This window comes from Flavobacterium sp. N502540, assembly GCF_025947365.1.
GTDB lineage: Bacteria > Bacteroidota > Bacteroidia > Flavobacteriales > Flavobacteriaceae > Flavobacterium.
The window spans coordinates 443,915-466,654 of record NZ_CP110012.1 but is presented as its reverse complement, the minus strand read 5'-3'; the positions used below and the strand labels follow the sequence as shown (position 1 = coordinate 466,654).

The following is a 22,740-nucleotide window of genomic DNA, read 5'->3' as shown; positions in this document are numbered from 1 at the left end:
GCTTGTAGTGTAAAAACTTGAATTTTTTTAACGTAAGGAACGTGACAAAAAAAGCAAAGTTCGCAAAGCTATATAATTAGCTTGCGAACTTTGCGTAAATCTTAGCGTTCATTGCGGTTAGCTTTCAGGTATAAACTATTGAAGCTGTTTTTTGTAAATCGAATAAATGGTATCTATTGTTTTTCGATCCAAAGTTGGCGTTACATCAGTTTGAATGTAATGTAATTTGAAAGCCATAATAGCTGCTGAAAGATTTTTAGTGTTATATCCAATAATCCTTAGCGCCTGTTCAATCTTAAAATCAAAAGGAGCTTCCTCGAGAATTTCGTCCGACCAGATTCCAAATCCTTTTTCGGCCAGAGTTTTCCATGGGAATAAAGCACTTGGATCCTGTTTCCTTCCCGGAGCAATATCAGAATGTCCTAATATGTTTTGGGTTGGAATATTGTAATCTTTCTTTAGTTTTGTTAAGAGCGCCACTAAACTGCTAATCTGAGCCTCGGTAAAAGGTTTAAATCCGTTGTTGTCAAGCTCTATCCCGATAGAAGAAGAATTTAAATCTGTATTTTTCCCCCAGGTAGATGCTCCTGCATGCCATGCTCTTAAATAGTCGTTCAGCATTTGAACTACTTTTCCGTTTTCAGATATGATATAGTGAGCACTTACCTGAGTTCTTGTTTTGGTAAAAGTATTAATCGTTTGTTGAAGTGAATCCTGAGCCGTATGGTGAATAATAATAAAACTTGGTTTTCTTAAGTTAAAGTTCACTGTTCCGATCCATTCTGTCTGTATACCGTTTAATAAAGAAGTAGAACCGGTTTTTGATAAAGTGTCTTTAATAATGCCAAGCTGTTGTGCATAACTCGTATCAATAACGATACGCGGTACTACAGGAATTGGCTGAGCTTCTTTACTGGTAATCTGGCCTTCTAAAGTTTTTAGCTGCTGATCGTAAACTTTTTCAGTATTTTTATAAGGATTTGTAGAGCAAGAAGTAATAATAATTGCTAAAATCAGGTAACAAAAATGTTTTTTTGCCATGGTTAGTTGCATTTTTTTAGATGAAGTCGAAACAATTAATCCTGAGTTTTGATCGTTTCAGAGTCTTCTTTTACTTCTTTTGAATCTTTATCTTTTGAGTCTTTTTTCTTTTTTGATTTAGAGGTCTTTTTGATCTCTTTAAAATTATCCATAAATGCAGTGTACTTTGGAACCTGATCCGGATTTAAGAAAGCGGTTATTTTTTTTGTGGTGCTTTCTCTTAATGCTTTAATTTGTTCGATCTTTTGATCCTGGCTGCTGCTTTCATTTTTTAGTAAAATCCCTTGTTCTCTCATACTGTCTACTAAAACATTTGAAATAGCGATAACTTGGAGTTCGTCAAGATTTACTTCGGGTTTCATTTGTTCTACAATTTTACCAACAGTTTCCTCTACAGGTACCTCTTTTGGTTTACTGGTATTGGGTTGTGGACCTCCCATCATGCTTCTGTCCATTCCCATTCCGCCACCTCTTCCGTAGCCATTACCATAACCGCCACCACCGTAACCGTTATTGTATCCATTTCCGTATTGGGCTGAAACAGAGTTAAAGCACAATAAGGTGAAAAACAAAATAAATAAAGATTGTATAGGTTTCATAAAAGTGTGTTTTATCTAAAATTGATACTTGTTTAGCGTAAATTTAAGCAGGTTCTCCGTATAAATCAAATTCTGTCGCTTCTATTATCCTTATATTAACAAATTCTCCTGTTTTTACATAATGCTTAGAAGCGTCAATCAAAACTTCGTTATCAACATCCGGACTGTCAAATTCAGTTCGCCCTACAAAATGAGCTCCTTCTTTTCGGTCAATAATGCATTTGAAAATCTGTCCTACTTTTTCCTGATTTAAGTCCCATGAAATTTGCGACTGTAATTCCATGATCTCGTTCGCACGAGCCTGTTTTACATCGTCCGGAACATTATCTTCCAATAAATAAGCATGTGTGTTTTCTTCGTGAGAATAGGCAAAACATCCCATTCTGTCAAATTTCATTTCCTGAACAAAATCTTTCAAAATCTCAAAATCTTCCTGAGTTTCACCCGGATATCCAACAATTAAAGTCGTTCTGATCGCCATTCCCGGAACTGCAGCACGGAAATCTTTTAATAATTGTGTCGTTTTTGCCTGAGTAGTACCACGACGCATCGATTTTAAAATAGAATCCGATATATGTTGCAGTGGAATATCAATGTAATTACAGATTTTTGGTTCACGTTTCATTAATTCTAAAACATCCATTGGGAAACCTGTTGGGTAAGCATAATGAAGACGAATCCATTCGATACCTTCAACATTGGCTAATGCTTCCAAAAGTTCGGCAAGATTTCGTTTTTTATAAAGATCAAGACCGTAATACGTTAAATCCTGAGCAATTAGAATTAATTCTTTTACGCCATTTTTTGCTAAACCTTGAGCTTCTTTAACCAGTTTTTCAATAGGTTGCGAAACATGCGAACCTCTCATTAACGGAATGGCGCAAAAACTGCAAGGTCTGTCGCAGCCTTCTGCAATTTTTAAATAAGCATAATTCTTTGGAGTTGTAGTTAAACGCTCTCCCAATAGCTCGTGTTTATAGTCAGCGCCAAGAGCTTTAAGCAGCTGAGGTAATTCAGTTGTACCAAAATATTGATCAACATTTGGGATTTCTTTTTCTAAATCCGGTCTGTAACGTTCAGACAAACATCCGGTAACGAAAACTTTATCTACTAATCCTTTGTCTTTTTTATCAGCATATTCCAAAATCATGTTTACCGACTCGGCTTTTGCATTGTCAATAAAACCGCAAGTGTTGATCACAATAATGTTTCCTTCTTCTTTAGCAGGTGCTTCGTGTTGTACTTCTTTGCCATTAGCACGAAGTTGTCCCATTAGCACTTCACTGTCATATACATTTTTCGAACACCCAAGAGTGATTACGTTAATTTTGTTCTTTTTTAAAGACTTGGTTCTCATACTTTTATAAATTGGAGTGCAAAATTACACTTTTTTATTCAAACACCGCTTGTTTCCTTTTCTTTTAGGTGATTTTTATGAAGCTTATCCTGCTGTTTGCTATATCTTTTGTGTCCGCCGCGACGGACACAAAAGGATGCCGCTTCCATCAGGGCTAAAAAAAATCCGTCAAGTAAGAGCCTGACGGAGATTTTAATTCATTTCTAATTACAATTCAAATAATAAAGTAAGTGTTACATTGTTTAATTTTGAGTTGATTTTTGCTCCGTTTGTGAAGCCGGTTTCAAAAAATCTCTGATTCGATTTTCTTTCTAAATAAGAATAGGCTAAATCGACTTTAGTACTTCCGAAATTATAACCTAAACCACCTGAGTAACTGTTTAAGTCTCCAATCGTAGTTCCGTCTTTGTATGGACTCTCTTCAAAACGATATCCGCCGCGCAGGCTTAATTGTTTTATTTTATATTCGGCACCTACTCTCAATTCACCTGCATTGGTCAATTGATTGCTTAGTTGATTGTTGATTCCTGTAAAATCACGGCCAGGTTTGTATTTGGTATTGCTATAGTCTTTAATGGCATAGTCAATACTGATTAATCCGGATTTTCCAAATACATAAGCGGCACTGAAAGTGGTTTTTCCCGGTGTTTGTAAGGTGTAGCGTTCGTAAATATTGACTACATCAGGATTAACTGATTTATTAATAGGTTGTCCGCCGGTTGCTTGTAAGGTTGTGTATAAACTTTGTGAAAGTTCATCGTAAAGTTCGTACCAGGTATTGGATTCGTAAGCCAGTCCAAGTCGGAATTCTTTAGTGACTTTGGCGATAGCTCCAAGTTGAAAAGAGAAGCCATTTCCGTAGGTATAAAGGTTATTGTTGAAGCGTAAACTTGATATTGTTGGGGTTGATTGCGTTGGGTTGTCATTGTCTTCGTAAAAACTGCTGGATCTTCTGTAATCCGTGATATGCACATTTAGATTAGCACCTAAATAAAGTCTGTCTTTGTAGGAAGTTGCAATATTGAAACTCAATTTACTATTGTATCCACTCGTGAAAATTTCATTTTCCTGATAATAATTTCCTTTGCCCGGGGTATTTCCTGCAGGCACATTTGTGGTGTAAGTACTGTTCGGGTTATTCGGGTCAGAAGCGTTTATGACGAATCCCTGGTAGCCTAGCATGGCTTGTTGAGCTGAGAATCCTGATAGGTTGCGGTATTGACCATTTGGTAAGTTCGAGCCTAAATAGCGATAAAGATCGCTAATTGATTCGTTATTTGTCAGATTTACAAATTCTTGCGGTACTGGTGCTCCTCCGTTTCCGTTATTGGCATAAGATAAAAAATAACCGTCAATAGAATTTGTTGGGTTTGTTCCTACTGAAACAATTCTGTTGTCGAAATTATTGGTGTTTTCGTAAGTGGCTCCAATCGCAATTTTTTTCCAGTTGTTGCTTGGGTTGTGATCGTGAAAAACAAAAACAGCACCCGCCTGATTGAGGATAAAAGAATTTTTGCTTTCACTAATTCCTGTTCCAAAATAGTTGGAGTTGTTTTTGATGTTTTGATTGCTAAAGCTTACTCCAACCTGATTATTAGAGAATATTGCCGATCCTGCAGGGTTTACGGAAATAGCGGAAAAATCTCCTCCAACGGCTCCAAAAGCACCACTCATAGCTCTGAATCTTGCAGTTCCGGTTAAATTGTCTTGCGCATAACGTACGGCATCTGATACTTCCTGAGAATGTGAGACGCTGGCAGTTAGTCCTGTAATAAGTAGGAATAATATTTTTTTCATTTGGATAGTTTTTAGTGTGATTTTGTGATTAACGAAAGAGGCGATTATCTTCTTCCGCCTCCTCCGCCACTGTATGATCTTCCGCCACCGCCGCCACCGCCGCCGCTATACGATCTTCCTCCGCCGCCACCGCCGCTATTCATTGAACGGGATGGGCTAGGAGAGTAGCTTCTTGTTGGTGCAGAATTGTTATTATTGTAGTTGTTGTAACTTCTGTTAGAGTTGTAGTTGCTTGATGATCTTCTGTTGCTGTAATCAGTGCTGTTATATTGAGTTGTGTTTCCTCTGTTGGTAAAGGTTGGTGAGGAGTTGTTGTATGTTCTTCCGTTTGCAGACGCATTTCTTCTTGAATCAGAGAAATCACTTCTGTTTGTGCTATAGGTTCTATTACTGTTATAGTTGCGGTTAGTAGTGGTGTAGTCTCTGTTAGAGTTGTAAGTTCTGTTGGTGCTGTAGCCTCTGTTTGTGATATAGTTTCCGGAAGAATAGTTTCTTCCTCCATAATAAGCGGCAGAACCTCTTCTTCCGTAGTTATAAGAGTAGTTGTTGTATCCGTATCTGTGACCAGATCCCCAATAGCCAGGGTAGCCCCATCCTGTATATCCCCATCCCGGATATCCCCATCCGCCTCCCCAGTAGCCAGGGTATCCCCAATAGTTGTCCCAGTATCCTCCGTAACCCCAACCATAGTAAGGGTATCCGTAGCCAAAACCAAATCCTAACGACCATGAAGGGTTAGAATATATGTTTACAGAAACATCAGTGGTTGCGCTTCCCCAGGCAGGGTAGTTGCTAACGGTTTTTGTGCTGTCATTTACAGCATAATTGCCATAGCTGTCAACATCTGTAAAAATTTCCGTTGGCTGATTGTCGTCTTGTAAGGATCTAAAGTAATCTTTATATTGATTATTTGTGGTATTTGCTTGAGCATACGTTCTTGGTGAACCTCCGTAAACTCCATCGTTGTCATGATAGGAAGTGTTTTGGTAAGAACCACACGATGCTAATAGAAAACTCAATAATCCAATTAAGTAAAAATGACTTGAGTTTTGGCGGAAAGAAATAGAAGTTTTCATATCTGTGGTGTTTTTTATTGTTGCACATTACAAAAATAGTTAGTTTTGTCAAACTATTTAGTTAAAATTATTAAAACAAAATTTGTGCCAAACTATTCGATATGAGTAAGAACCTCACTACAAGATCAGAAGATTATTCAAAATGGTATAACGAGCTGGTTGTAAAAGCGGATCTAGCTGAAAATTCAGGAGTTAGAGGCTGTATGGTTATTAAACCTTACGGATACGCTATTTGGGAAAAAATGCAGGCGGAATTGGATCGAATGTTTAAAGAAACAGGACATCAGAATGCGTATTTTCCTTTATTTGTGCCTAAGAGCATGTTTGAAGCAGAAGAGAAAAATGCAGAAGGATTTGCGAAAGAGTGTGCTATTGTAACCCATTATAGATTAAAAAATGATCCGGAGAAACCCGGAAAGCTTATTGTAGATCCAAATGCAAAGCTGGAGGAAGAGCTTATTGTTCGTCCAACCAGTGAAGCGATTATTTGGTCTACCTATAAAGGCTGGGTTCAGTCTTACAGAGATTTACCTTTATTAATTAATCAATGGGCGAATGTGGTGCGTTGGGAGATGCGTACTCGTTTGTTTTTAAGAACTGCTGAGTTCTTGTGGCAGGAAGGGCATACGGCTCATGCTACAAAAGCTGAAGCTTTAGAAGAATCTGAAAAAATGATGCATGTGTATGCTGATTTTGCAGAGAACTTTATGGCAATTCCGGTTGTAAAAGGATTGAAAACCGAAACAGAACGTTTTGCAGGTGCTGATGAAACCTATTGTATTGAAGCGTTGATGCAGGATGGAAAAGCATTGCAGGCAGGAACTTCTCACTTTTTAGGACAGAATTTTGCTAAGGCATTTGATGTTAAGTTTGCCAATGCCGAAGGAAAACAGGAGCATGTTTGGGGAACTTCATGGGGAGTTTCGACTCGTTTGATGGGAGCGTTGATTATGACGCATTCTGATGATCAGGGATTGGTATTGCCTCCAAATTTAGCGCCAATACAGGTGGTGATTGTTCCGATTTATAAAACAGACGAGCAATTGGCAGAAATTACGGCTGCAGTTAGTGAATTGACGGCTAAATTAAGAAAGTTGAAGATTTCTGTTAAATATGACGACCGAACTACTCAGAAGCCGGGATTTAAGTTTGCAGAATGGGAATTGAAAGGGGTGCCGGTTAGAATCGCGGTTGGACCAAAAGATTTAGAAAATGGAACTTTTGAAGTTGCCAGACGTGATACACTGACTAAAGAGGTTGTTTCTAATGACGGAATTGTGAATTATGTAAATGATCTTTTAGAGCAAATTCAGGTTGATTTATTCAATAGTGCATTGAATTATCGAGATACGCATATTACGGAAGTAAATAGCTTTGAGGAATTTAAAGAAATTTTAGATGGAAAAGGTGGTTTTGTATCGGCTCATTGGGATGGTACTGCAGCTACTGAAGAGAAGATAAAAGACTTGACAAAAGCAACGATTCGTTGTATTCCTTTGGATGCTGTTGAAGAAGCGGGAACCTGTGTGTTTACTGGGAATCCATCTTCTAAAAGAGTGCTTTTTGCTAAGGCGTATTAAAAAAAAATAAAAAAAATTGCATCAGCTATTGTGCAACTAAAAAATAGATGTATCTTTGCATCCGCATTAGAGAAATACACGGTCCGTTCGTCTATCGGTTAGGACGCCAGGTTTTCATCCTGGTAAGGGGGGTTCGATTCCCCCACGGACTACTTTTTTTTCTGCGACAAAGTTATTTAACTTGATGTAATGGTCCGTTCGTCTATCGGTTAGGACGCCAGGTTTTCATCCTGGTAAGGGGGGTTCGATTCCCCCACGGACTACAAATTTCAATTTCTTTAAATTGAAGAAAACTTAGTACGATGATGGTCTGTTCGTCTAGGGGTTAGGACTCCAGGCTTTCGTCCTGGTAACAGGGGTTCGATTCCCTTACAGACTACAAAAATTAGTTGTAAATAAGTTTTATAAAATAAAAATTGGTGTCTCGGTTTTTGTTTTATTAGTTAAAACCAAAGTGATTGTTTATAATTGTGGGAGGTTTTTCTTTTTTAACTAGTATTTATAATAATTATTACATCTAAAAATTAAAAGAAAATGGCAAATCATAAGTCAGCATTAAAAAGAATCAGAAGTAACGAAAAAAGAAGAGTTCTTAACAGATACCAGCATAAAACTACTCGTAATGCTATTAAAGCGTTAAGATTAGCTACTGATAAAGCTGATGCATCTTCTAAATTATCAACTGTTATCTCTATGATTGATAAATTAGCTAAAAAGAACATCATTCATGATAATAAAGCTTCTAACTTGAAGTCTAAATTAACTAAACATGTTGCTAAATTGTAATTAATTGCAATTTGATAAAAATATAAAAGTCCTCTTTTGAGGACTTTTTTTTGTTATATACTGTTCGCGATTTGTTGGGTAAAGGGATGTTTGGGGTTAAATTCCAATTTTCTTTTTAAGATACTCCAGCATTGGAAGAGTGATTGGTTTTGAAAGGAAATCGATTATAATGGGGTATTTTTTAGCCTTAGCCAAATCTTCAGGATCAATAGTGGAGGAGAGGACAATTACATTGGCGGTATTGAATTCTTTATAAGCCGGAGAGGTAAAATGATCCAGAAATTCCCAACCGCCCATTACGGGCATGTTTAGGTCTAAAAAAATCAGTTCCGGTTTTTTGTTTGCTTTGTTTTTGTTGTTGGTATATTTAAGTGTATTGAAATGGTGTAATGCTTCCTCGCCATTCTGAGCTGTGATGATTTCTTTTGAGAATGATGATTTCGAAATTACTTTTTTGCATAACATCAACGTGATTGGATCATCGTCTATACATAAAATTTGCTCCAGCATATGAGTTAGTTTTTGAATGTTATTGTAAATGTGGTGCCTTTGTTGACTTCACTGTCAATACTGATGGTTCCTCCCATGGTTTCGACTTGTGATTTTACAAGATATAAACCCAGTCCTTTACTGTCGGGGTAGTTATGGAATCGTTGGTACAGCCCAAAGACTTTGTCACGGTTTCTTTCTAAATCAATTCCAATTCCGTTGTCTTTGAAAGTTAGAACTGCTTTATGATCGATTTGTTCTGCTGTAATGGATATTTTTAGTTTTCTGTTTTCTGATTTGTATTTTATGGAATTGGTCAGTAGGTTTAATAAAATACTTTCGATATAGGCTTTGTTTGTGTTTAGCAACGGAACTTTATCGAATTTGAGTTTGATAATGGGTTTGTGCAGTTCAATTTGAAACGATAGCTGGCTAAATACATTTTCAAAAACTTCTTGTAGGGAGACTTCCTCTTTTTGCATAGAAGGGTTGTCTTTGATGATAATTACTTTTACTAAGTCGTTAATGGTTTCGTTTAGCAAATGTGTTGATTTTGTAAAACCGGACAGGATTTCTTCGAGTTCTTCGTTTTCGACCGGTATGTCCTCAATAAGGTTTAATAGTCCGATTAAATTGGATAATGGTGCACGTAAATTGTGTGAGGTGATGTAAGAGAATTGTTTTAAGTCTTTGTTGTTTTGAGTTAATTCTCTAATTAAGTGTTCTTTTTCCGTCTCTAGTTTCTTTTCATCGGTAATGTCTCTTTGAATGGAGATCCAGTGTGAAATGATGCCTTCGGTATTAAAAATAGGGATCATGGAGAATCTTACCCAGTATTCTTCTTTTGATTTAGTATAGGTTATAGTCTCAATGAGGCACTCTTCTTCATTTTTTATAGCTCTTAAGAGTTTTTTTAATTCTTCTGAATCGGATTTTGGACCTTTGAAGATATTGGGAGATTTTCCAATTATTTCATTTGACATGTATCCTGACATTTGTGAAAAAGCAGGGTTTACGTAAACAATTTTAGGTATTTTTCGATCCGGAGAATTGGCTTCCGTTATTAATATGGAATCTTTAGATTGTGTAATTACAGTTTCTAAAAGTCTTAATCGCTGTTCTTCTTCCTTTTGTTTGGTGATGTCCTGGATGGCTCCAATCATTCTGATGGCTCTTCCGTTTTCATCTTTGAGAAGAAAACCTCTGTCCAAAACATATTTGTAACTCCCGTCGGCACATTTAAAACGATACTGATCCTGCCATTTTTCTGTTTTTTGTTCTATAAAAGAGTATAGTTTGATAGACATTCTGATGCTGTCTTCCGGATGAATCTTGTCAAACCACCATTTGGATGTTTTTCCAACTTCCGTTGGATTGTATCCAAAAACGTTTTCTATTCCTTTGTTCCAATTGATGCTGTCTTCCTGGATTTTCCAATCCCAAATGGTGTCACTTGTTGCTTTGGCTACAATGTCATATTTTTCGTTTGATTCCTTTATTTCTTCGTTTGTTTCTTTTAATTTTTTGAAAATAGCAATGTTTTTTTTCTCGTTTTTAGAAAGTATGTATTTGAAAAACAGTGCAGTGCTCAGGATGAAAAAAATGTCCTTTAAAAAAAAAACAGTGTAGTAATCGGTCTTTGAAAAGTAAGTCGTAAGTAATTTATGACAGATGATTGCCACAAATAACGATATGATAATATAAACTAGAGTAATTTGGAGAGTTTTACTTTTCATCACTCAAATATAGTTAAATTAACTATAATTAAACAATAACAAAAGTTCAATTTAGACTTAAATTTACATTGTTTTTGGGTTACTAATTACTTGTCTCTACGCAAACTATCGCAGAAACGTTTTTTATATCAAAATAAAGTGTACCTTTGCACCCATTAAAAATCACAGATGGAATCTATTAGAAACATTGCAATTATTGCCCACGTCGATCACGGTAAAACCACTTTGGTTGATAAAATTATGTATCACTGTCAATTATTTCGTGACAACGAAAACACAGGTGATTTAATTCTTGATAATAACGATTTAGAGCGTGAGAGAGGTATTACTATTACTTCAAAGAACGTATCAGTTCAATATAAAGGAACAAAAATCAATATTATTGACACTCCTGGCCACGCGGATTTTGGAGGTGAAGTAGAACGTGTATTGAACATGGCCGATGGTGTATGTTTGCTAGTGGATGCTTTTGAAGGCCCAATGCCACAAACTCGTTTCGTATTACAAAAAGCGATTGACTTAGGTCTTAAGCCTTGCGTAGTTATCAATAAAGTGGACAAAGAAAACTGTACTCCTGAAGAAGTTCATGAAAAAGTTTTTGACTTAATGTTTGAATTAGGTGCTGAAGAATGGCAGTTGGATTTTCCAACAGTTTATGGTTCTGCTAAAAACAACTGGATGTCTGACCACTGGGAAAACGTAACGGATAATGTTGAAGCATTATTGGATATGGTTGTTGATAATGTACCTGCTCCTAAAGTTTCAGAAGGAAATCCTCAAATGTTGATTACATCTTTAGATTTCTCTGCTTTTACAGGACGTATTGCCATCGGTCGTTTAGAAAGAGGTGTCTTAAAAGAAGGAATGCCAATTTCTTTGGTAAAAAGAGATGGTGCCGTAACAAAATCAAGAATTAAGGAATTACATACTTTTGAAGGTCTTGGACGTAAAAAAGTAACAGAAGTAATTGCAGGAGATATTTGTGCTATTGTTGGTGTTGAAGGTTTCGAAATTGGTGATACTATTTCTGATTTTGAAAATCCTGAAGGTTTAGCATCTATTGCTATCGATGAGCCAACAATGAGTATGTTATTTACTATTAATGACTCTCCTTTCTTTGGTAAAGAAGGTAAATTTGTGACTTCTCGCCATATTAGAGAAAGATTGACAAAAGAATTAGAGAAAAACTTAGCGATGAAGTTAGGTGAAACTGATTCTGCTGATAAATTCATGGTTTTTGGTCGTGGAGTACTTCACTTATCTGTTCTTATTGAAACAATGAGAAGAGAAGGGTATGAGTTGCAAATTGGTCAGCCACAAGTTATCATCAAAGAAATTGATGGTCAAAAATGTGAGCCAATTGAGGAATTAACAATCGATTTGCCAGAGAATCTTTCAGGTAGAGCGGTAGAGTTTGTTACCATGCGTAAAGGTGAAATGTTGAGTATGGAAACTAAAGGGGAACGTATGATCGTTAAATTTAATATTCCATCACGTGGAATTATTGGATTGCGTAACCAATTACTTACTGCAACAGCTGGTGAAGCTATTATGGCACACCGTTTCATTGGATATGAGCCTTATAAAGGAGAAATTGCCGGACGTAACAAAGGTTCGTTAATTTCTATGGAAAAAGGAAAAGCTATTCCTTATTCTATTGATAAATTACAAGATCGTGGTAAGTTTTTTGTTGAACCAAATGCCGAAATTTACGAAGGTCAGGTAATTGGAGAAAACTCTCGTAGTGATGATATGTGTGTTAACGTAACGAAAGAGAAAAAACAATCTAACGTTCGTTCTTCCGGAGCAGATGATAAAGCGAGAATTATTCCTCCAATCATTTTCTCTTTAGAAGAAGCATTAGAGTACATTCAAAAAGATGAATATGTAGAGGTTACTCCAAAATCTATTCGTTTGAGAAAAATCTATTTGACAGAAACTGATAGAAAAAGATTTAAATTCTAAGGAGTTTAAAATTCAATATAAAAAGCCAAATTCCAATCAGTGGAATTTGGCTTTTTTTTTGTCTTGGAATTTTCGGACAGGAATTTCTTTCCAGATTTCCGGAATAAGAAGTGTGAAGTTTTTACCTTTTTAAGCTGAAGTGACCTTTTATGACTCTGCCATTAACAAATTGAAGGTTGAACCAATAGTCATCTGCTGGCAATTGCTGGTTATTAAACTGGCCGTTCCAGCCCAGCGTATTTTGATCCATTTGTTTGAGTAATTTCCCATAACGATCAAAAATGAATATTTTGTAAACCGGAAGCTGATCGGAGTTTTTAATTAGCCATAAATCATTATAACCATCCCCATTTGGAGTAAAGAATCTCGGGTAGTCTGCAATGTAAACCTGATATTGGTTTGATAGTCCGCAACCGTTTTTATCTCTTGCTATAGCATTGTAAACTCCGGGTTTGACATTAGTGAATAATGGGGCATCCTGAAAAAAACTTCCATCCAATGAAAATTCATAATTACCAACCCCTGTGTATTGAATTAAAACTGAATTCTCATCGCCGGAGAAATCTTTTGTATCTGCACCGATTATAAGTGCAGGTTCGGAGAGTATTACTTTAAATTTTTTGGTTTTTTCGCAGCCGTTAACGTCTTTTACAAGTACTGAATAATCACCGGCGGTGTTTACGGTAATGGAGTTCGAAGAAGCTCCGGTATTCCATGAATAGCTGGCGAAACCAGTGGCGACATCCAGGGTAATCTGCTCACCTTTACACAAGTATTTTGATTCGTCTTGAAAATTAGCGGGATCAAAAGTGTTTACGACCAGAGTTATGGGAAGAATGTCGTAGCAATCGGGTCCATTTGTGGCTTTAGCATAAATGGTTTGGGTAAAAGCGGTAGTGTTTTTAAAGATACTAGGTAATGTATTTGTAGTTGTCAGAGCATCATTTGCATTTAAAAAGTAACTGAAAGTGATGGCCGAAGATAAGCCTGTCGAAAGTTGAGGAGTTACCTGTGTATTAAGATCAAATTGATAAAACCCGTCTTGTTTGTCATCTCCGTCGCAAGTTGCAAATGGATTTTGAGGGGCAATTGTGGTGTTGGAAATTTGCAACGTTACTTCTGCAATTTTACTACAGCCATATTGGTTTTCAAGTCGGACATAAATGACCTGATTTTGGGATTTATTATTGTACTTTTCAGGAGTTGAAATTGGATTTGTTTTAGTTTGAGCATCAGCTAATGATTCGTAGTACCCTTTGTTCAGCGTTTCGGCAACATTGTTTTTAACAATATTAGCGACCTTTGTAAGGTCAAAGACTGATAGTCCGTCGGTATCATCGTCACATTGCACTAATGAGGTATTGGTGGACAGAATTTCAGGAGCAAACTCAATTTTAATTTTCCCGGTGGCAACACAAGTTGTTCCTATTAGTGTGGCTTCAACTTTATAATTGCCAGAGGTTGTTACAGTATAGGCAGAACCGGTTTCTGCCGGAGAAATTTCTACATAGTTATCAGGGGTAGTTTCTTTAAACCATTTAAAAGTGTAAAGATTGCTGTCCAGATGTGTATCTAAGGTAATATCTTCTCCAAAACAGGCTGGGTTTTTATCGGCAATTGTCCTGTTGGTCCCCAGATTTATTCTAGAAATAAAGCTACCGGCTTCTATAAAAACAGCCGAGTTATATTGCCCAGTCGGATCATCAGCAATTACCAGTTTTAAGTGGTATTTTTTGTTGGGAATTACATCTGTATGGGCATTCATAACTACAGTTTGCCCGGCGTAATTTATAGGACTATTAATGGTATTGTAGCCATTGAAAAAATTTTCATTTAAAGGGTCACATCCCGGATAGTTGGTACCATTGGCAAAAGCGGGCTCAATTTTGGTATGAACTGTTGTAGAAGCAACCGGGGTTGTTGTATTGGGTAAGACGGCTAAATTTTTATAAGGATCGCTAGTGCCTGCTTCTTTTATTAAAAAAGCAAAACCATCAGAATAAATGCATGGATAGTAGGTTTGGTACTCGTTTGAAGCAAAAATATAATTAAAGCTGATGGAGTTGGCTAAAGCAATAAAATCAAATTCGAGAACAGTTGCCTGTTTACTCTTGTTATTGTTTAAGGCCTGGTCTAAGTCTGAGTCACCCAGCCACTTATCGTTAGTATCGCCTATAGAGTTTGATCTTATAAATGGACCGGAAGCATTTGTACTTGGTGATGTACTTAAAACAATACCTCCTGAAAAGGGAAAACTACCTCCACCCGAATTAAAATAAGCATAACTTTTACCCGTATTAGCGGGATTTCCAGTTGCATTAACACTAGCAACATTGATACAAGCGCTGTTAATTAAAACATTTTTTGCTAAATCTTCAGGAGTTCTCGTATCGTCTATACTAATATTTTGTGCGTTTACTTTTAAAGAGAGCAAACACACAAAATAGACTAGTGATAAGATTTTAAAATAGTTCATAGTACAACAAATATACTACAAATCTCTCTTTTTTAATAGCTTGTATGAGAAGTAAACAAATAAGAATGTCCAGATCAGAACGATTATAATCGAGGTATAGTGTACGCCATAATCTTTGGTGTTTTCTACTCCGATTTGTGTTCCTATTGAACGAATTACGGATAATCTTGTAAAAGGCTCAATGATTAGATTTGACATAGCTTCCAACGGGAAAAAATTCATGATTGAGTGACCTACTGAACTGTCAGGGAAAATCTTAAAGATCAAAACTCCTTTCACAATTCCTTCTATTATACTCCATACCAAAAGAAAACCTAAGGCAAAAGCCGAGCGTTTTACTAAAATTCCTAAGAACAAACAGAATGCGAAAAAGCCTGTGAGTTTTACGAAAAAGGCAAGAAGATAATCCAAATCCATCAGAATAACATCAAATTCGGTATAAGATGAAAAGCAAAATCCAAGAATCAAACTCATTATAAACACAAAAATAGTCGAGCCTAATGCAAATAGTACAACTGTGAGAAATTTGGATAAAATGAATTCTTTTTTGCTTAAACCGTCAATTAAGTTTTGTTTTAAAGTTCCGTAACTGTATTCATTGGCCATCATAGAAACAATTACGATTGCAAGGAAAAGTTTAAGTAAGGCGGCTACATAAGTATTGAAATGCCAAATGAAAGGGAAGTTGAAAATACCCATTTCTGCCAAATGGAATTTAAAAGGGCCTATGTCAAATTTGATCGAAGCCATTAAAGCGATGAACGAAAGCAGTATGAAATAAGTTAAAGTGAGGACTCGGCTGGCTTTGTTTTTCCAGATTTTTTGTAGTTCTATAGAAATTAGTCTGTTCATGGTTTAGTTGTTTTGGATAATGGCGTTCTTGGTTAATTCTAAAAATTGCGCTTCTAAACTGTTTTTGCGTTTTACCAGATGGCTCAAAGCGATATTTTTAGAAAACAGAAAATGATTGAGTTCAGAAGCGGATAAATCAGAGTGGAGATAGACCAGGATTTTGCCGTCTTCTTCTGTGATTTTTTCAACTGCCGGATGTGTTCCTAATATGGTTTTCAACGCCAGATTATCCTCAGACTGAAGTTCAAAGAAACCTTCATTGGCTGACATTCCATCTACTGAACCAGAGTATAAAATTTCTCCTTTGCGTAAAACAACTACATGCGAACATACTTTTTCTACTTCGTCCAATAGGTGAGAGGCCAGTAAAATAGTAGTCCCTTGTGATGCAATCTTTCTAATTATATCCCTGATCTGATGAATTCCCTGTGGATCTAAACCGTTTGTAGGTTCGTCTAAAATTAAAATTTCCGGATCATTTAAGAGTGCCGAAGCAATAGCCAGACGCTGTTTCATTCCCAAAGAAAAGGTGCTGAACTTGCTGTCTTTTCTCTCGGAGAGTCCAACTAGGTCAAGCTTTTCACTGATTTTAGAGTAATTGATGCTTTTTATTTTACAAACCAGTTTCAGGTTTTCTTCGGCAGTCATGTACGGGTAAAAGTTGGGTCTTTCGATGATGGCGCCTACTTTTTTTAATGCTTCATGTGTTTGTAACTTTCCTCCAAACCAGGTATAGTTTCCCGAAGTTCTGTTTACAACATTCAGGACAATTCCTAAAGTGGTCGATTTACCGCTTCCGTTAGGGCCTAAGATGCCATAAACGTGGCCTTTTTGTATTTCAAAAGATACATTTTTTAAGGCTTGAATACGCCCGTATCTTTTGTGAAGATTCTCGATAGTAAGTATGGTTTCCAAATTTATTTCGGTTTTAGTTATAGGTAAGACGATTCAACTTTTATTTTGTTACGCTAAATTTATTTATATGATGCTATTCATTTAAATTTGTAATAAAGATATTCAAAAATATGAGCGAACCTTTAATGGTTTTGAAAAAACCGTCTTATCCTTTAATGCCATCTCTTCTTAGTTATTTAGAGCGATACGAACGTATTTCGAAAGTATCGGTGTTCTATGATGATCTTTTGCGATTTTCAGGCTCGGTTAATGTTTATGATAAAAATGAAACGGATACTTTATGGATCAGAGTGTATTACAGCGAGTTTGAGAGAAATGAGATCGATCTGAATCTGAAAAAAATCTATTCCCTTTTACATTCTGATGGAAATAACGAGATCATTCAGTATTTGAATATTGATGCAATTGATTACTGTACTTTTGGAAATTCTAAACCTTTCCGAATAAAAGTTCGTAATATTCTCAATGATAATTATGTTCATTTTTATATCAAAAAAGCAGATGCTTCAAGAATTTACGGATTAGAGCTGGAGGATATTCTTTCGCCGGATAAAATCAATTTTTTGGTTTTTAAGGATACTTTAATTGAAGAGCATATTATCGGGATCCCGGGCGATGTTTTTATGGATACTTTATTAGATAGTTGTACGGAAATGGAAAAGTCACAAATTGCAAAAGAGTTTGTGAAGTTCAACGAACGTTGTATGATTAGGCTTTTGGGTGACATGCGTGCTTATAATTATGTGATTGTTCCCATTCATGACTTCGATCAGGTAGTTTATAAAATCCGTCCAATTGATTTTGACCAGCAATGTTATGAAGGGAATTTTAAAGTGTATCGTCCGCAGTTTTTCAAAGAAAATTATCCGATGATCAAATTGATTAAAGAAAAACTGGAGGACCGGTCAATTATTCAGTACAAGGATGAGGAAAGAGCGATTTTGGCGAAACGTATCCATTCTGCCGAAACCAGAATCAAAAAACTGCTGAACATCATGTGTCACGATACGATTTCGACAGAAGAGCATCTGAATCAACTAAAAATGGAATTGTACCGTTATACCAATGATATGAAGTTCAAGAATGCCAAATCTATGGGACATATTATGTTTGCTGCTTTTGAATTTATTACACGCAATTTTAAAAATACAAACCTGCTTTAAATACCGCACTCAATAGAAATCTTTGGTGGTTAGCACATTTTAGTTAGGTTAAATTAAAAGAAGATATTATGAAAAAGTTTTTTTTACTTGGGGCTTCTATAGCCTTACTGGCTTGTCAGCAACAATCCAATCCAAATTTAAAAACGTTATACGCACTTCCGAAGAAGCTAAAAGAAGTTTCTGGAATTACGTATTTTCCTGAAACGAATTTAATTTATGCGGTAGAAGACAGTGGTAATAAAAATGAAATTTATGCGATAAAATCAGATGGGAAGATTGCCCGATCGATTGTTGTTTCAAATGCGACTAATGTAGATTGGGAAGATATTACCAAAGACAAAAGCGGGAATGTTTATATAGGAGATTTTGGAAATAACGACAACGAGCGTAAAGATTTGTGTATTTATAAAGTCAATAAGAATCAGTTGAATAAAGATTCAGCAGTGGCAGAGTATAAGGTTTCATTTTCCTATCCGGAACAAACGGAATTTCCTCCGAAGAAAAAGGAAATGTTCTATGATGTAGAAGGCTTTTTTGAACACGGGAATTATTTTTATCTGTTTACCAAAAACCGTAGTAAGAATTTCGATGGAACGGCCTTTATTTATAAAATTTTAAATGCTCCGGGAACTCAGAAAGCGACTAAAATAGGGGAGTTTAAGACTTGCGATAATTACAATCATTGTGTTTTAACAAGTGCAACTATTAGCCCTGATGGTAAAAAAGTAGCTTTGCTGAGTCATGATAAAATCGTTTTGTTTAAACGGTATAAAAATGATTTGTTTCATAAAGGATCGCAAACGGAAATTAAATTGGATCACTTTTCGCAAAAAGAAGCTATCGTTTTTAAAGACAACAACACTTTGCTGATTGCCGATGAGAAGGCAAACAAGACTGGTGGGAATGTTTATGAGTTTAAGCTAAAATAAAAAGGGACTAAGGTACTGAGGTGCTGAGGCTCTAAGTTTTTTTGCCACGAATTCACGAATTTTAGTTTACTGTATCATTTTTGAATACTGAGAAAGAAAGCTTAGGATCTTAGAACCTCAGTACCTTTAAAATAAAAAGTTTGCCACGAATTCACGAATAATTTTTAATTTAAAATTCGTGAATTCGTGGCAAAAACCTTTGTTACTATGTCCCTTTGAGCCTAAAACTAGAAACTATAAGCCGCTCCAAAAATGACTCTTCCGGTTTCGTCAGGAGATTTGAAATAAGTAATTCTTGCGGTTAGCACATTGATGGCGTTCAGCCAAAGTCCGCCGCCATAATCCTGATGCCATTTTCGGGAATTTTCACCGTCAAGCCAAATTCTTCCATAGTCAAAACCACCCAGTATTCCGTACGTTAACGGAGCAATTGTTTTTTGAATTTTACCGATGCTAAGGCGTAAATCAGTACTTTGAGAAAAATAAGAACTTCCCAGAAAGCGTTCATTTCGATAACCGCGTAAGTCAGTATCGCCTCCTAAAGCTGCACCCTGATAAAATTCGTAATTGTTATTTAGGATCGCTTTTCCTTTTAAAAGTGTTGCTAAAACCAGCTTTCCGTTAGAATCAATTTTATGGGTAAATCCTAAAAGGCTTTCAAGAGTCGGGAAGTTTTGTTTGGTTTCATTTAGATTTGCTAACCACGCTGCCGAGATCATGAAAGTAACTCCCAAAGTAGGTTTCGCAGCAAAGTCGGAGTTTTTGAAATGGTACTTGATTTTCGCACCACCAAAGGTCTGACTTTGAAAAATCTCCGGATTAATGATGTTTGGAATATCAATAAATCGGTTTTTAGTTTCTTCTACTCTCATTTGTTGAAACATGGGCTGGATGCTAAACTCGCTTCCATATCGTCCAACATGTCTGATGGCCGCTGAAACATTAAACTTCTGAATGCGAACGCGGTTGTAATCCATTCCGAATTGCTCTGTATTATTGACCGTTTCATTCCCATATCCGAAATAATTCACTGTAAAATTTGGAGTTGTATATTGCGATTCAACGTCAATAACCCACTTGCCAAGCAAGCCCGGAAAATGTGCTGCATAATTCAATTCGAAACCTTCCGTTGCGAAATAATAAAAACCGTTTAATACATGTTTTTGGGTGTAAGGGTTTTGTTTGAAATTGTTTATGGTATAATTTAGATTAAAACCGAGCTTTACACCATCGTCAGGATTGTAACCCATATTTGGAAGTCCTGAAATCACATTATATTTTGGCTTTTCGTAATTGTAAAGGTTAACGTCGTAGTCATCTGTTAGTTGAGTTCCGGTTTTTGAATCCAGATTATAGGTGTTTTGTTTTGATTTAAAATCATAAACGATCACTCTTTTTCCGTTTTCAATGTTATACGTATCATTGTTTTGTCCGCCAATTAAGCGAATTTTTATCTTCGATTTTTCATTGCCGGTTACCTGGAAAGTATCATTATCATCTAAACCGTAAATCCATAAGTTGGAAGTTTTAGCGTCGGTAACGGTTTTAGTGTATATTAATTCGTCGCCCTCTTTTTTAACCCTGAAAACCTGAATTTCGAGTGTTTTTTTGGCGCTATGGCGAATTACAAACTTATCTTTTTTATCTGTTCCGGCGATCATTACAGTATGACTCAAAACGTCAAAGTATTCTGAAGCATATTTTTGAAGGTCTTTTTTTCTGCTTTTCAATTTCTGTTGAATGTCTTTAATCGTCTCGTCCTGAACCTCTTTTGGTAAACTTTTAAAAGCATTGTCAATGTCAGCATCGGTTAAGTTTTCCTGAATGTATTTTGCCTGAGCAATCCAGTCTTTTTCTTCTGCAGTTCTTAAAAAGGCCAGATCAAGCGGGTAAGGTTCTCTGTTAAGCCATTTTACATTGTCGATTTTGTCTTTAAAAGTACGCATGTGGCGAAGTGCGGGAATGTTCATTAACAGCGAAAGCAAAGTTCCGTCATATTTCGAAAAAGCCTGATCGCGATCTCTGGGAATAGGTTTGTAAATGACCTTTCCCTCTTTTTTATATTCTCCCCAACGCCATTGGTCGTCATGTCGGTCCCAATCGCCAATAAGCATGTCAAACAAACGGGCTTTTATGTATTCGTTTTCGTCAACGGTATATTTTTCATCTTTATGAAGGTTTTTCATCATGTCCGATGTGCTGATAATATTGGTTGGATTTCCAAAATTCTTCCCTTCCAGATGATTGTCGGCAGGTCTTTCCTCAACCATGTATAACTCATCTCCAAAATTCGAATTGAATTCCTTTAAAGTATTTTGCTTCGGAATGTAGTATAAAATAGGGTTGCTGTGCGCCAGCCCTATTCTATCGGCAAGATTGCCCACCGCAAAGGGAGTATAGGGATGTGAAGTAGTATAAAAGTCCAGTAAGAAATTCTCTGCATAGGTGTTTTCAAAATCATTAACAATGTACTGATCTTTAAAAGCTACAGATTGTAAAAATTGTGTAGCGCTTTTTTTCATAGCACGCATCACATATTCACGGCCTTTAGGATCAGATACTCTTAAAGATTTAGACTGGTGTCCGCCACCTTCACGAATAGGTTTCAGACCTCCCATTAAAGTGTCTAAAGTTGCGGTTTTAGCCTCAATGGGTAAGCTGTAATATTTTCTATAGTGGTTTCCGAAAAGAAATTTATGAAACAGACTTTTCTGAGTCATTTTTTGAGAATAGATAGAAGTTGTAATTTTAGGAGGGAAATTATTCGGAATATCAGCAGCCCAGTTGATTTCTTTAGCCTTTATAATTTCCTGCTCAAAAAGTAGCTTTTCATGGTTGTTTTCATTTCCGAAGAAAGAAACTTTCGCATCTCCGCTTTTGAATAAAGTTAAGGTGGCATAACCGTTTCCTCCATAAGAGAAATCATTTGAATTAATTGCCCTTGCAGCTTCAGATTTTGATCCCGCACCGCTAATAATCTGTTTAATATTTTCCTTGTTTACATACTGCAGATTATGATCGTGGCCGGAAACGACAATCACATTTTTTTGTTTTTGCAGCAGCGTTTTAATGCGCTTGGCATAAGCAGTATATTGTTTGTTTTGAATGTCTTGCGGACTGGCACCTGTAGTTTTTCGCAGTAAATTAATAAAGGAGCCAATTACCGGAAGCGGAATTTTTTGCTCTAGAGGGAACAGTTGTTTTTCCAACGAATATTGACCGCCATGAGATCCGTTGCTCATGAGGGGATGATGTATGGCAAGAATGACCGTTTTCTCCTGATTTTTATTAAGAACACTTTCCAGTTCGTCAAAGAAATCTTCTCTGGTTTTAATATCACAATTGTCATTTATAGTAGGGTGGTTGTTCCAGTCTTCCAGAAACCATTCACTGTCAATCGTTACTAAAGCAGTTGTGCTGTCTATTTTAACAGCTTCTATGGCACAGCTTTTTCGGGGTAAAAAGGCTTTTTTATCGTTTAAATATTTAGTAACAAATTCAGCCTGAAGTTCAAGACCTTTGATACCATTGTACCAATCGTGGTTTCCGGGAATGACAATCGTTTTTCCTTTAAATCCTTCGGTAAGTTTTAATTGATTGGTCAGTTTCGTTTCGGCCAAAGCCTTTTCCGGTCCTTCATTATTGGCAGGAAAACCTTTCGGATAGATATTATCTCCTAAAAAAAGTAAGGTCGATTTTTTACTCGCTTTTTTTAGCTTTTGATGCAGTAGTTCAAGAGTTTGTTGTGCTTTTTCTTCGTCGGCGTTTCCGGCATCACCCACTAAATAAAAAGTGTGTGCAATTTTTATGGTATCTGTTGCGTTTTCCGTTTCGTTAGCACTGACATTTTTGCCATATTGTGCTTTATGAGTCGCACAGGAATAGGTGAGCAGTAAGACAGCTATTGCCAAAGAACAGGTTTTAATTTTCGCAATAAAATGATTATCCAAAAACAATTTCATAATTTAGTAGTGTAAAA

The 22,740-nt window shown here is 36.3% G+C and carries 16 protein-coding genes and 3 tRNA genes; 8 read left to right on the top strand and 11 right to left on the bottom strand.

Features of this window, described 5'->3' with window-relative positions; genetic code table 11:
- Window positions 1–135: 135 nt before the first annotated feature.
- The 5 genes from OLM58_RS02065 to OLM58_RS02045 all read right to left on the bottom strand — a co-directional run bounded on the left by OLM58_RS02065 (window position 136) and on the right by OLM58_RS02045 (window position 5,870).
- Window positions 136–1,041 carry an N-acetylmuramoyl-L-alanine amidase gene (locus OLM58_RS02065; protein ID WP_017495205.1) on the bottom strand — a complete coding sequence of 302 codons (906 nt, stop codon included), beginning with the start codon at window positions 1,039–1,041 and terminating at the stop codon, window positions 136–138.
- Window positions 1,042–1,076: 35 nt separating this feature from the next.
- Window positions 1,077–1,640 carry a hypothetical protein gene (locus OLM58_RS02060; RefSeq protein WP_264531013.1) on the bottom strand — a complete coding sequence of 188 codons (564 nt, stop codon included), beginning with the start codon at window positions 1,638–1,640 and terminating at the stop codon, window positions 1,077–1,079.
- Between the two features lie 43 nt (window positions 1,641–1,683).
- Window positions 1,684–2,997, bottom strand: a complete 1,314-nt coding sequence (rimO, locus tag OLM58_RS02055; RefSeq protein WP_264531012.1) for a 30S ribosomal protein S12 methylthiotransferase RimO — start codon at window positions 2,995–2,997, stop codon at window positions 1,684–1,686.
- Between the two features lie 207 nt (window positions 2,998–3,204).
- On the bottom strand, window positions 3,205–4,794 hold the full coding sequence (locus OLM58_RS02050) for an OmpP1/FadL family transporter (protein ID WP_264531011.1): 1,590 nt from the start codon (window positions 4,792–4,794) through the stop codon (window positions 3,205–3,207).
- Window positions 4,795–4,838: 44 nt separating this feature from the next.
- The gene (locus OLM58_RS02045; protein ID WP_264531010.1) at window positions 4,839–5,870 is read right to left on the bottom strand and encodes a hypothetical protein; all 1,032 of its coding nucleotides are present in this window, start codon (window positions 5,868–5,870) and stop codon (window positions 4,839–4,841) included.
- 101 nt (window positions 5,871–5,971) lie between these two features.
- Here OLM58_RS02045 and proS point away from each other — a divergent pair, with 101 nt between their 5' ends.
- The 5 genes from proS to rpsT all read left to right on the top strand — a co-directional run bounded on the left by proS (window position 5,972) and on the right by rpsT (window position 8,236).
- Window positions 5,972–7,450, top strand: coding sequence for a proline--tRNA ligase (gene proS, locus OLM58_RS02040; protein ID WP_264531009.1), 1,479 nt, complete (start codon window positions 5,972–5,974; stop codon window positions 7,448–7,450).
- Between the two features lie 80 nt (window positions 7,451–7,530).
- Window positions 7,531–7,602: transfer RNA gene (locus OLM58_RS02035), tRNA-Glu, on the top strand.
- Window positions 7,603–7,641: 39 nt separating this feature from the next.
- Window positions 7,642–7,713: transfer RNA gene (locus tag OLM58_RS02030), tRNA-Glu, on the top strand.
- Between the two features lie 44 nt (window positions 7,714–7,757).
- A tRNA-Glu gene (locus OLM58_RS02025) sits at window positions 7,758–7,829 on the top strand.
- Between the two features lie 155 nt (window positions 7,830–7,984).
- Window positions 7,985–8,236 (top strand): 30S ribosomal protein S20, encoded by a 252-nt coding sequence (gene rpsT, locus OLM58_RS02020; protein ID WP_017495211.1) that lies wholly within the window; start codon window positions 7,985–7,987, stop codon window positions 8,234–8,236.
- Between the two features lie 96 nt (window positions 8,237–8,332).
- On the opposite strand, the gene OLM58_RS02015 is transcribed toward rpsT, so the two are convergent.
- Both OLM58_RS02015 and OLM58_RS02010 read right to left on the bottom strand, forming a co-directional pair.
- Window positions 8,333–8,746 (bottom strand): response regulator, encoded by a 414-nt coding sequence (locus OLM58_RS02015; RefSeq protein WP_017495212.1) that lies wholly within the window; start codon window positions 8,744–8,746, stop codon window positions 8,333–8,335.
- A gap of 5 nt (window positions 8,747–8,751) precedes the next feature.
- Window positions 8,752–10,461 carry a PAS domain-containing protein gene (locus OLM58_RS02010; RefSeq protein ID WP_264531008.1) on the bottom strand — a complete coding sequence of 570 codons (1,710 nt, stop codon included), beginning with the start codon at window positions 10,459–10,461 and terminating at the stop codon, window positions 8,752–8,754.
- Between the two features lie 168 nt (window positions 10,462–10,629).
- On the opposite strand from OLM58_RS02010, the gene typA reads away from it, so the two are divergent.
- Complete coding sequence (gene typA, locus OLM58_RS02005) at window positions 10,630–12,426, top strand: translational GTPase TypA (protein WP_017495214.1); 1,797 nt, start codon at window positions 10,630–10,632, stop codon at window positions 12,424–12,426.
- 121 nt (window positions 12,427–12,547) lie between these two features.
- On the opposite strand, the gene OLM58_RS02000 is transcribed toward typA, so the two are convergent.
- Genes OLM58_RS02000 through OLM58_RS01990 form a run of 3 tightly spaced genes read right to left on the bottom strand, consistent with a single transcriptional unit; the run spans window position 12,548 to window position 16,669 of the window.
- Window positions 12,548–14,902: a T9SS type B sorting domain-containing protein gene (locus tag OLM58_RS02000; protein WP_264531007.1), complete on the bottom strand. Its 2,355-nt coding sequence runs from the start codon at window positions 14,900–14,902 to the stop codon at window positions 12,548–12,550.
- A gap of 15 nt (window positions 14,903–14,917) precedes the next feature.
- Window positions 14,918–15,754, bottom strand: coding sequence for an ABC transporter permease (locus OLM58_RS01995; protein ID WP_264531006.1), 837 nt, complete (start codon window positions 15,752–15,754; stop codon window positions 14,918–14,920).
- A gap of 3 nt (window positions 15,755–15,757) precedes the next feature.
- Window positions 15,758–16,669, bottom strand: a complete 912-nt coding sequence (locus OLM58_RS01990; RefSeq protein ID WP_264531005.1) for an ABC transporter ATP-binding protein — start codon at window positions 16,667–16,669, stop codon at window positions 15,758–15,760.
- A gap of 110 nt (window positions 16,670–16,779) precedes the next feature.
- Between OLM58_RS01990 and OLM58_RS01985 the strand changes: the two genes are divergently transcribed.
- Together OLM58_RS01985 and OLM58_RS01980 are read left to right on the top strand one after the other, a co-directional pair.
- Window positions 16,780–17,832, top strand: a complete 1,053-nt coding sequence (locus OLM58_RS01985; RefSeq protein WP_017495218.1) for a hypothetical protein — start codon at window positions 16,780–16,782, stop codon at window positions 17,830–17,832.
- A 68-nt stretch (window positions 17,833–17,900) separates the two neighbouring features.
- On the top strand, window positions 17,901–18,761 hold the full coding sequence (locus tag OLM58_RS01980; protein ID WP_264531004.1) for an SdiA-regulated domain-containing protein: 861 nt from the start codon (window positions 17,901–17,903) through the stop codon (window positions 18,759–18,761).
- A 227-nt stretch (window positions 18,762–18,988) separates the two neighbouring features.
- Here OLM58_RS01980 and OLM58_RS01975 read toward each other — a convergent pair whose 3' ends face one another.
- Complete coding sequence (locus tag OLM58_RS01975; RefSeq protein WP_264531003.1) at window positions 18,989–22,723, bottom strand: metallophosphoesterase; 3,735 nt, start codon at window positions 22,721–22,723, stop codon at window positions 18,989–18,991.
- Between the last annotated feature and the right edge of the window lie 17 nt (window positions 22,724–22,740).

Coding starts and splice junctions, on each gene's coding strand:
- OLM58_RS02065 (WP_017495205.1), bottom strand. CDS start 1,041: ATGGCAAAAAAACATTTTTGTTACCTGATTTTAGCAATTATTATTACT.
- OLM58_RS02060 (WP_264531013.1), bottom strand. CDS start 1,640: ATGAAACCTATACAATCTTTATTTATTTTGTTTTTCACCTTATTGTGC.
- OLM58_RS01995 (WP_264531006.1), bottom strand. CDS start 15,754: ATGAACAGACTAATTTCTATAGAACTACAAAAAATCTGGAAAAACAAA.
- OLM58_RS01985 (WP_017495218.1), top strand. CDS start 16,780: ATGAGCGAACCTTTAATGGTTTTGAAAAAACCGTCTTATCCTTTAATG.
- rpsT (WP_017495211.1), top strand. CDS start 7,985: ATGGCAAATCATAAGTCAGCATTAAAAAGAATCAGAAGTAACGAAAAA.
- OLM58_RS01980 (WP_264531004.1), top strand. CDS start 17,901: ATGAAAAAGTTTTTTTTACTTGGGGCTTCTATAGCCTTACTGGCTTGT.
- OLM58_RS02000 (WP_264531007.1), bottom strand. CDS start 14,902: ATGAACTATTTTAAAATCTTATCACTAGTCTATTTTGTGTGTTTGCTC.
- proS (WP_264531009.1), top strand. CDS start 5,972: ATGAGTAAGAACCTCACTACAAGATCAGAAGATTATTCAAAATGGTAT.
- OLM58_RS02050 (WP_264531011.1), bottom strand. CDS start 4,794: ATGAAAAAAATATTATTCCTACTTATTACAGGACTAACTGCCAGCGTC.
- typA (WP_017495214.1), top strand. CDS start 10,630: ATGGAATCTATTAGAAACATTGCAATTATTGCCCACGTCGATCACGGT.
- OLM58_RS01975 (WP_264531003.1), bottom strand. CDS start 22,723: ATGAAATTGTTTTTGGATAATCATTTTATTGCGAAAATTAAAACCTGT.
- rimO (WP_264531012.1), bottom strand. CDS start 2,997: ATGAGAACCAAGTCTTTAAAAAAGAACAAAATTAACGTAATCACTCTT.
- OLM58_RS02010 (WP_264531008.1), bottom strand. CDS start 10,461: ATGAAAAGTAAAACTCTCCAAATTACTCTAGTTTATATTATCATATCG.
- OLM58_RS02045 (WP_264531010.1), bottom strand. CDS start 5,870: ATGAAAACTTCTATTTCTTTCCGCCAAAACTCAAGTCATTTTTACTTA.
- OLM58_RS02015 (WP_017495212.1), bottom strand. CDS start 8,746: ATGCTGGAGCAAATTTTATGTATAGACGATGATCCAATCACGTTGATG.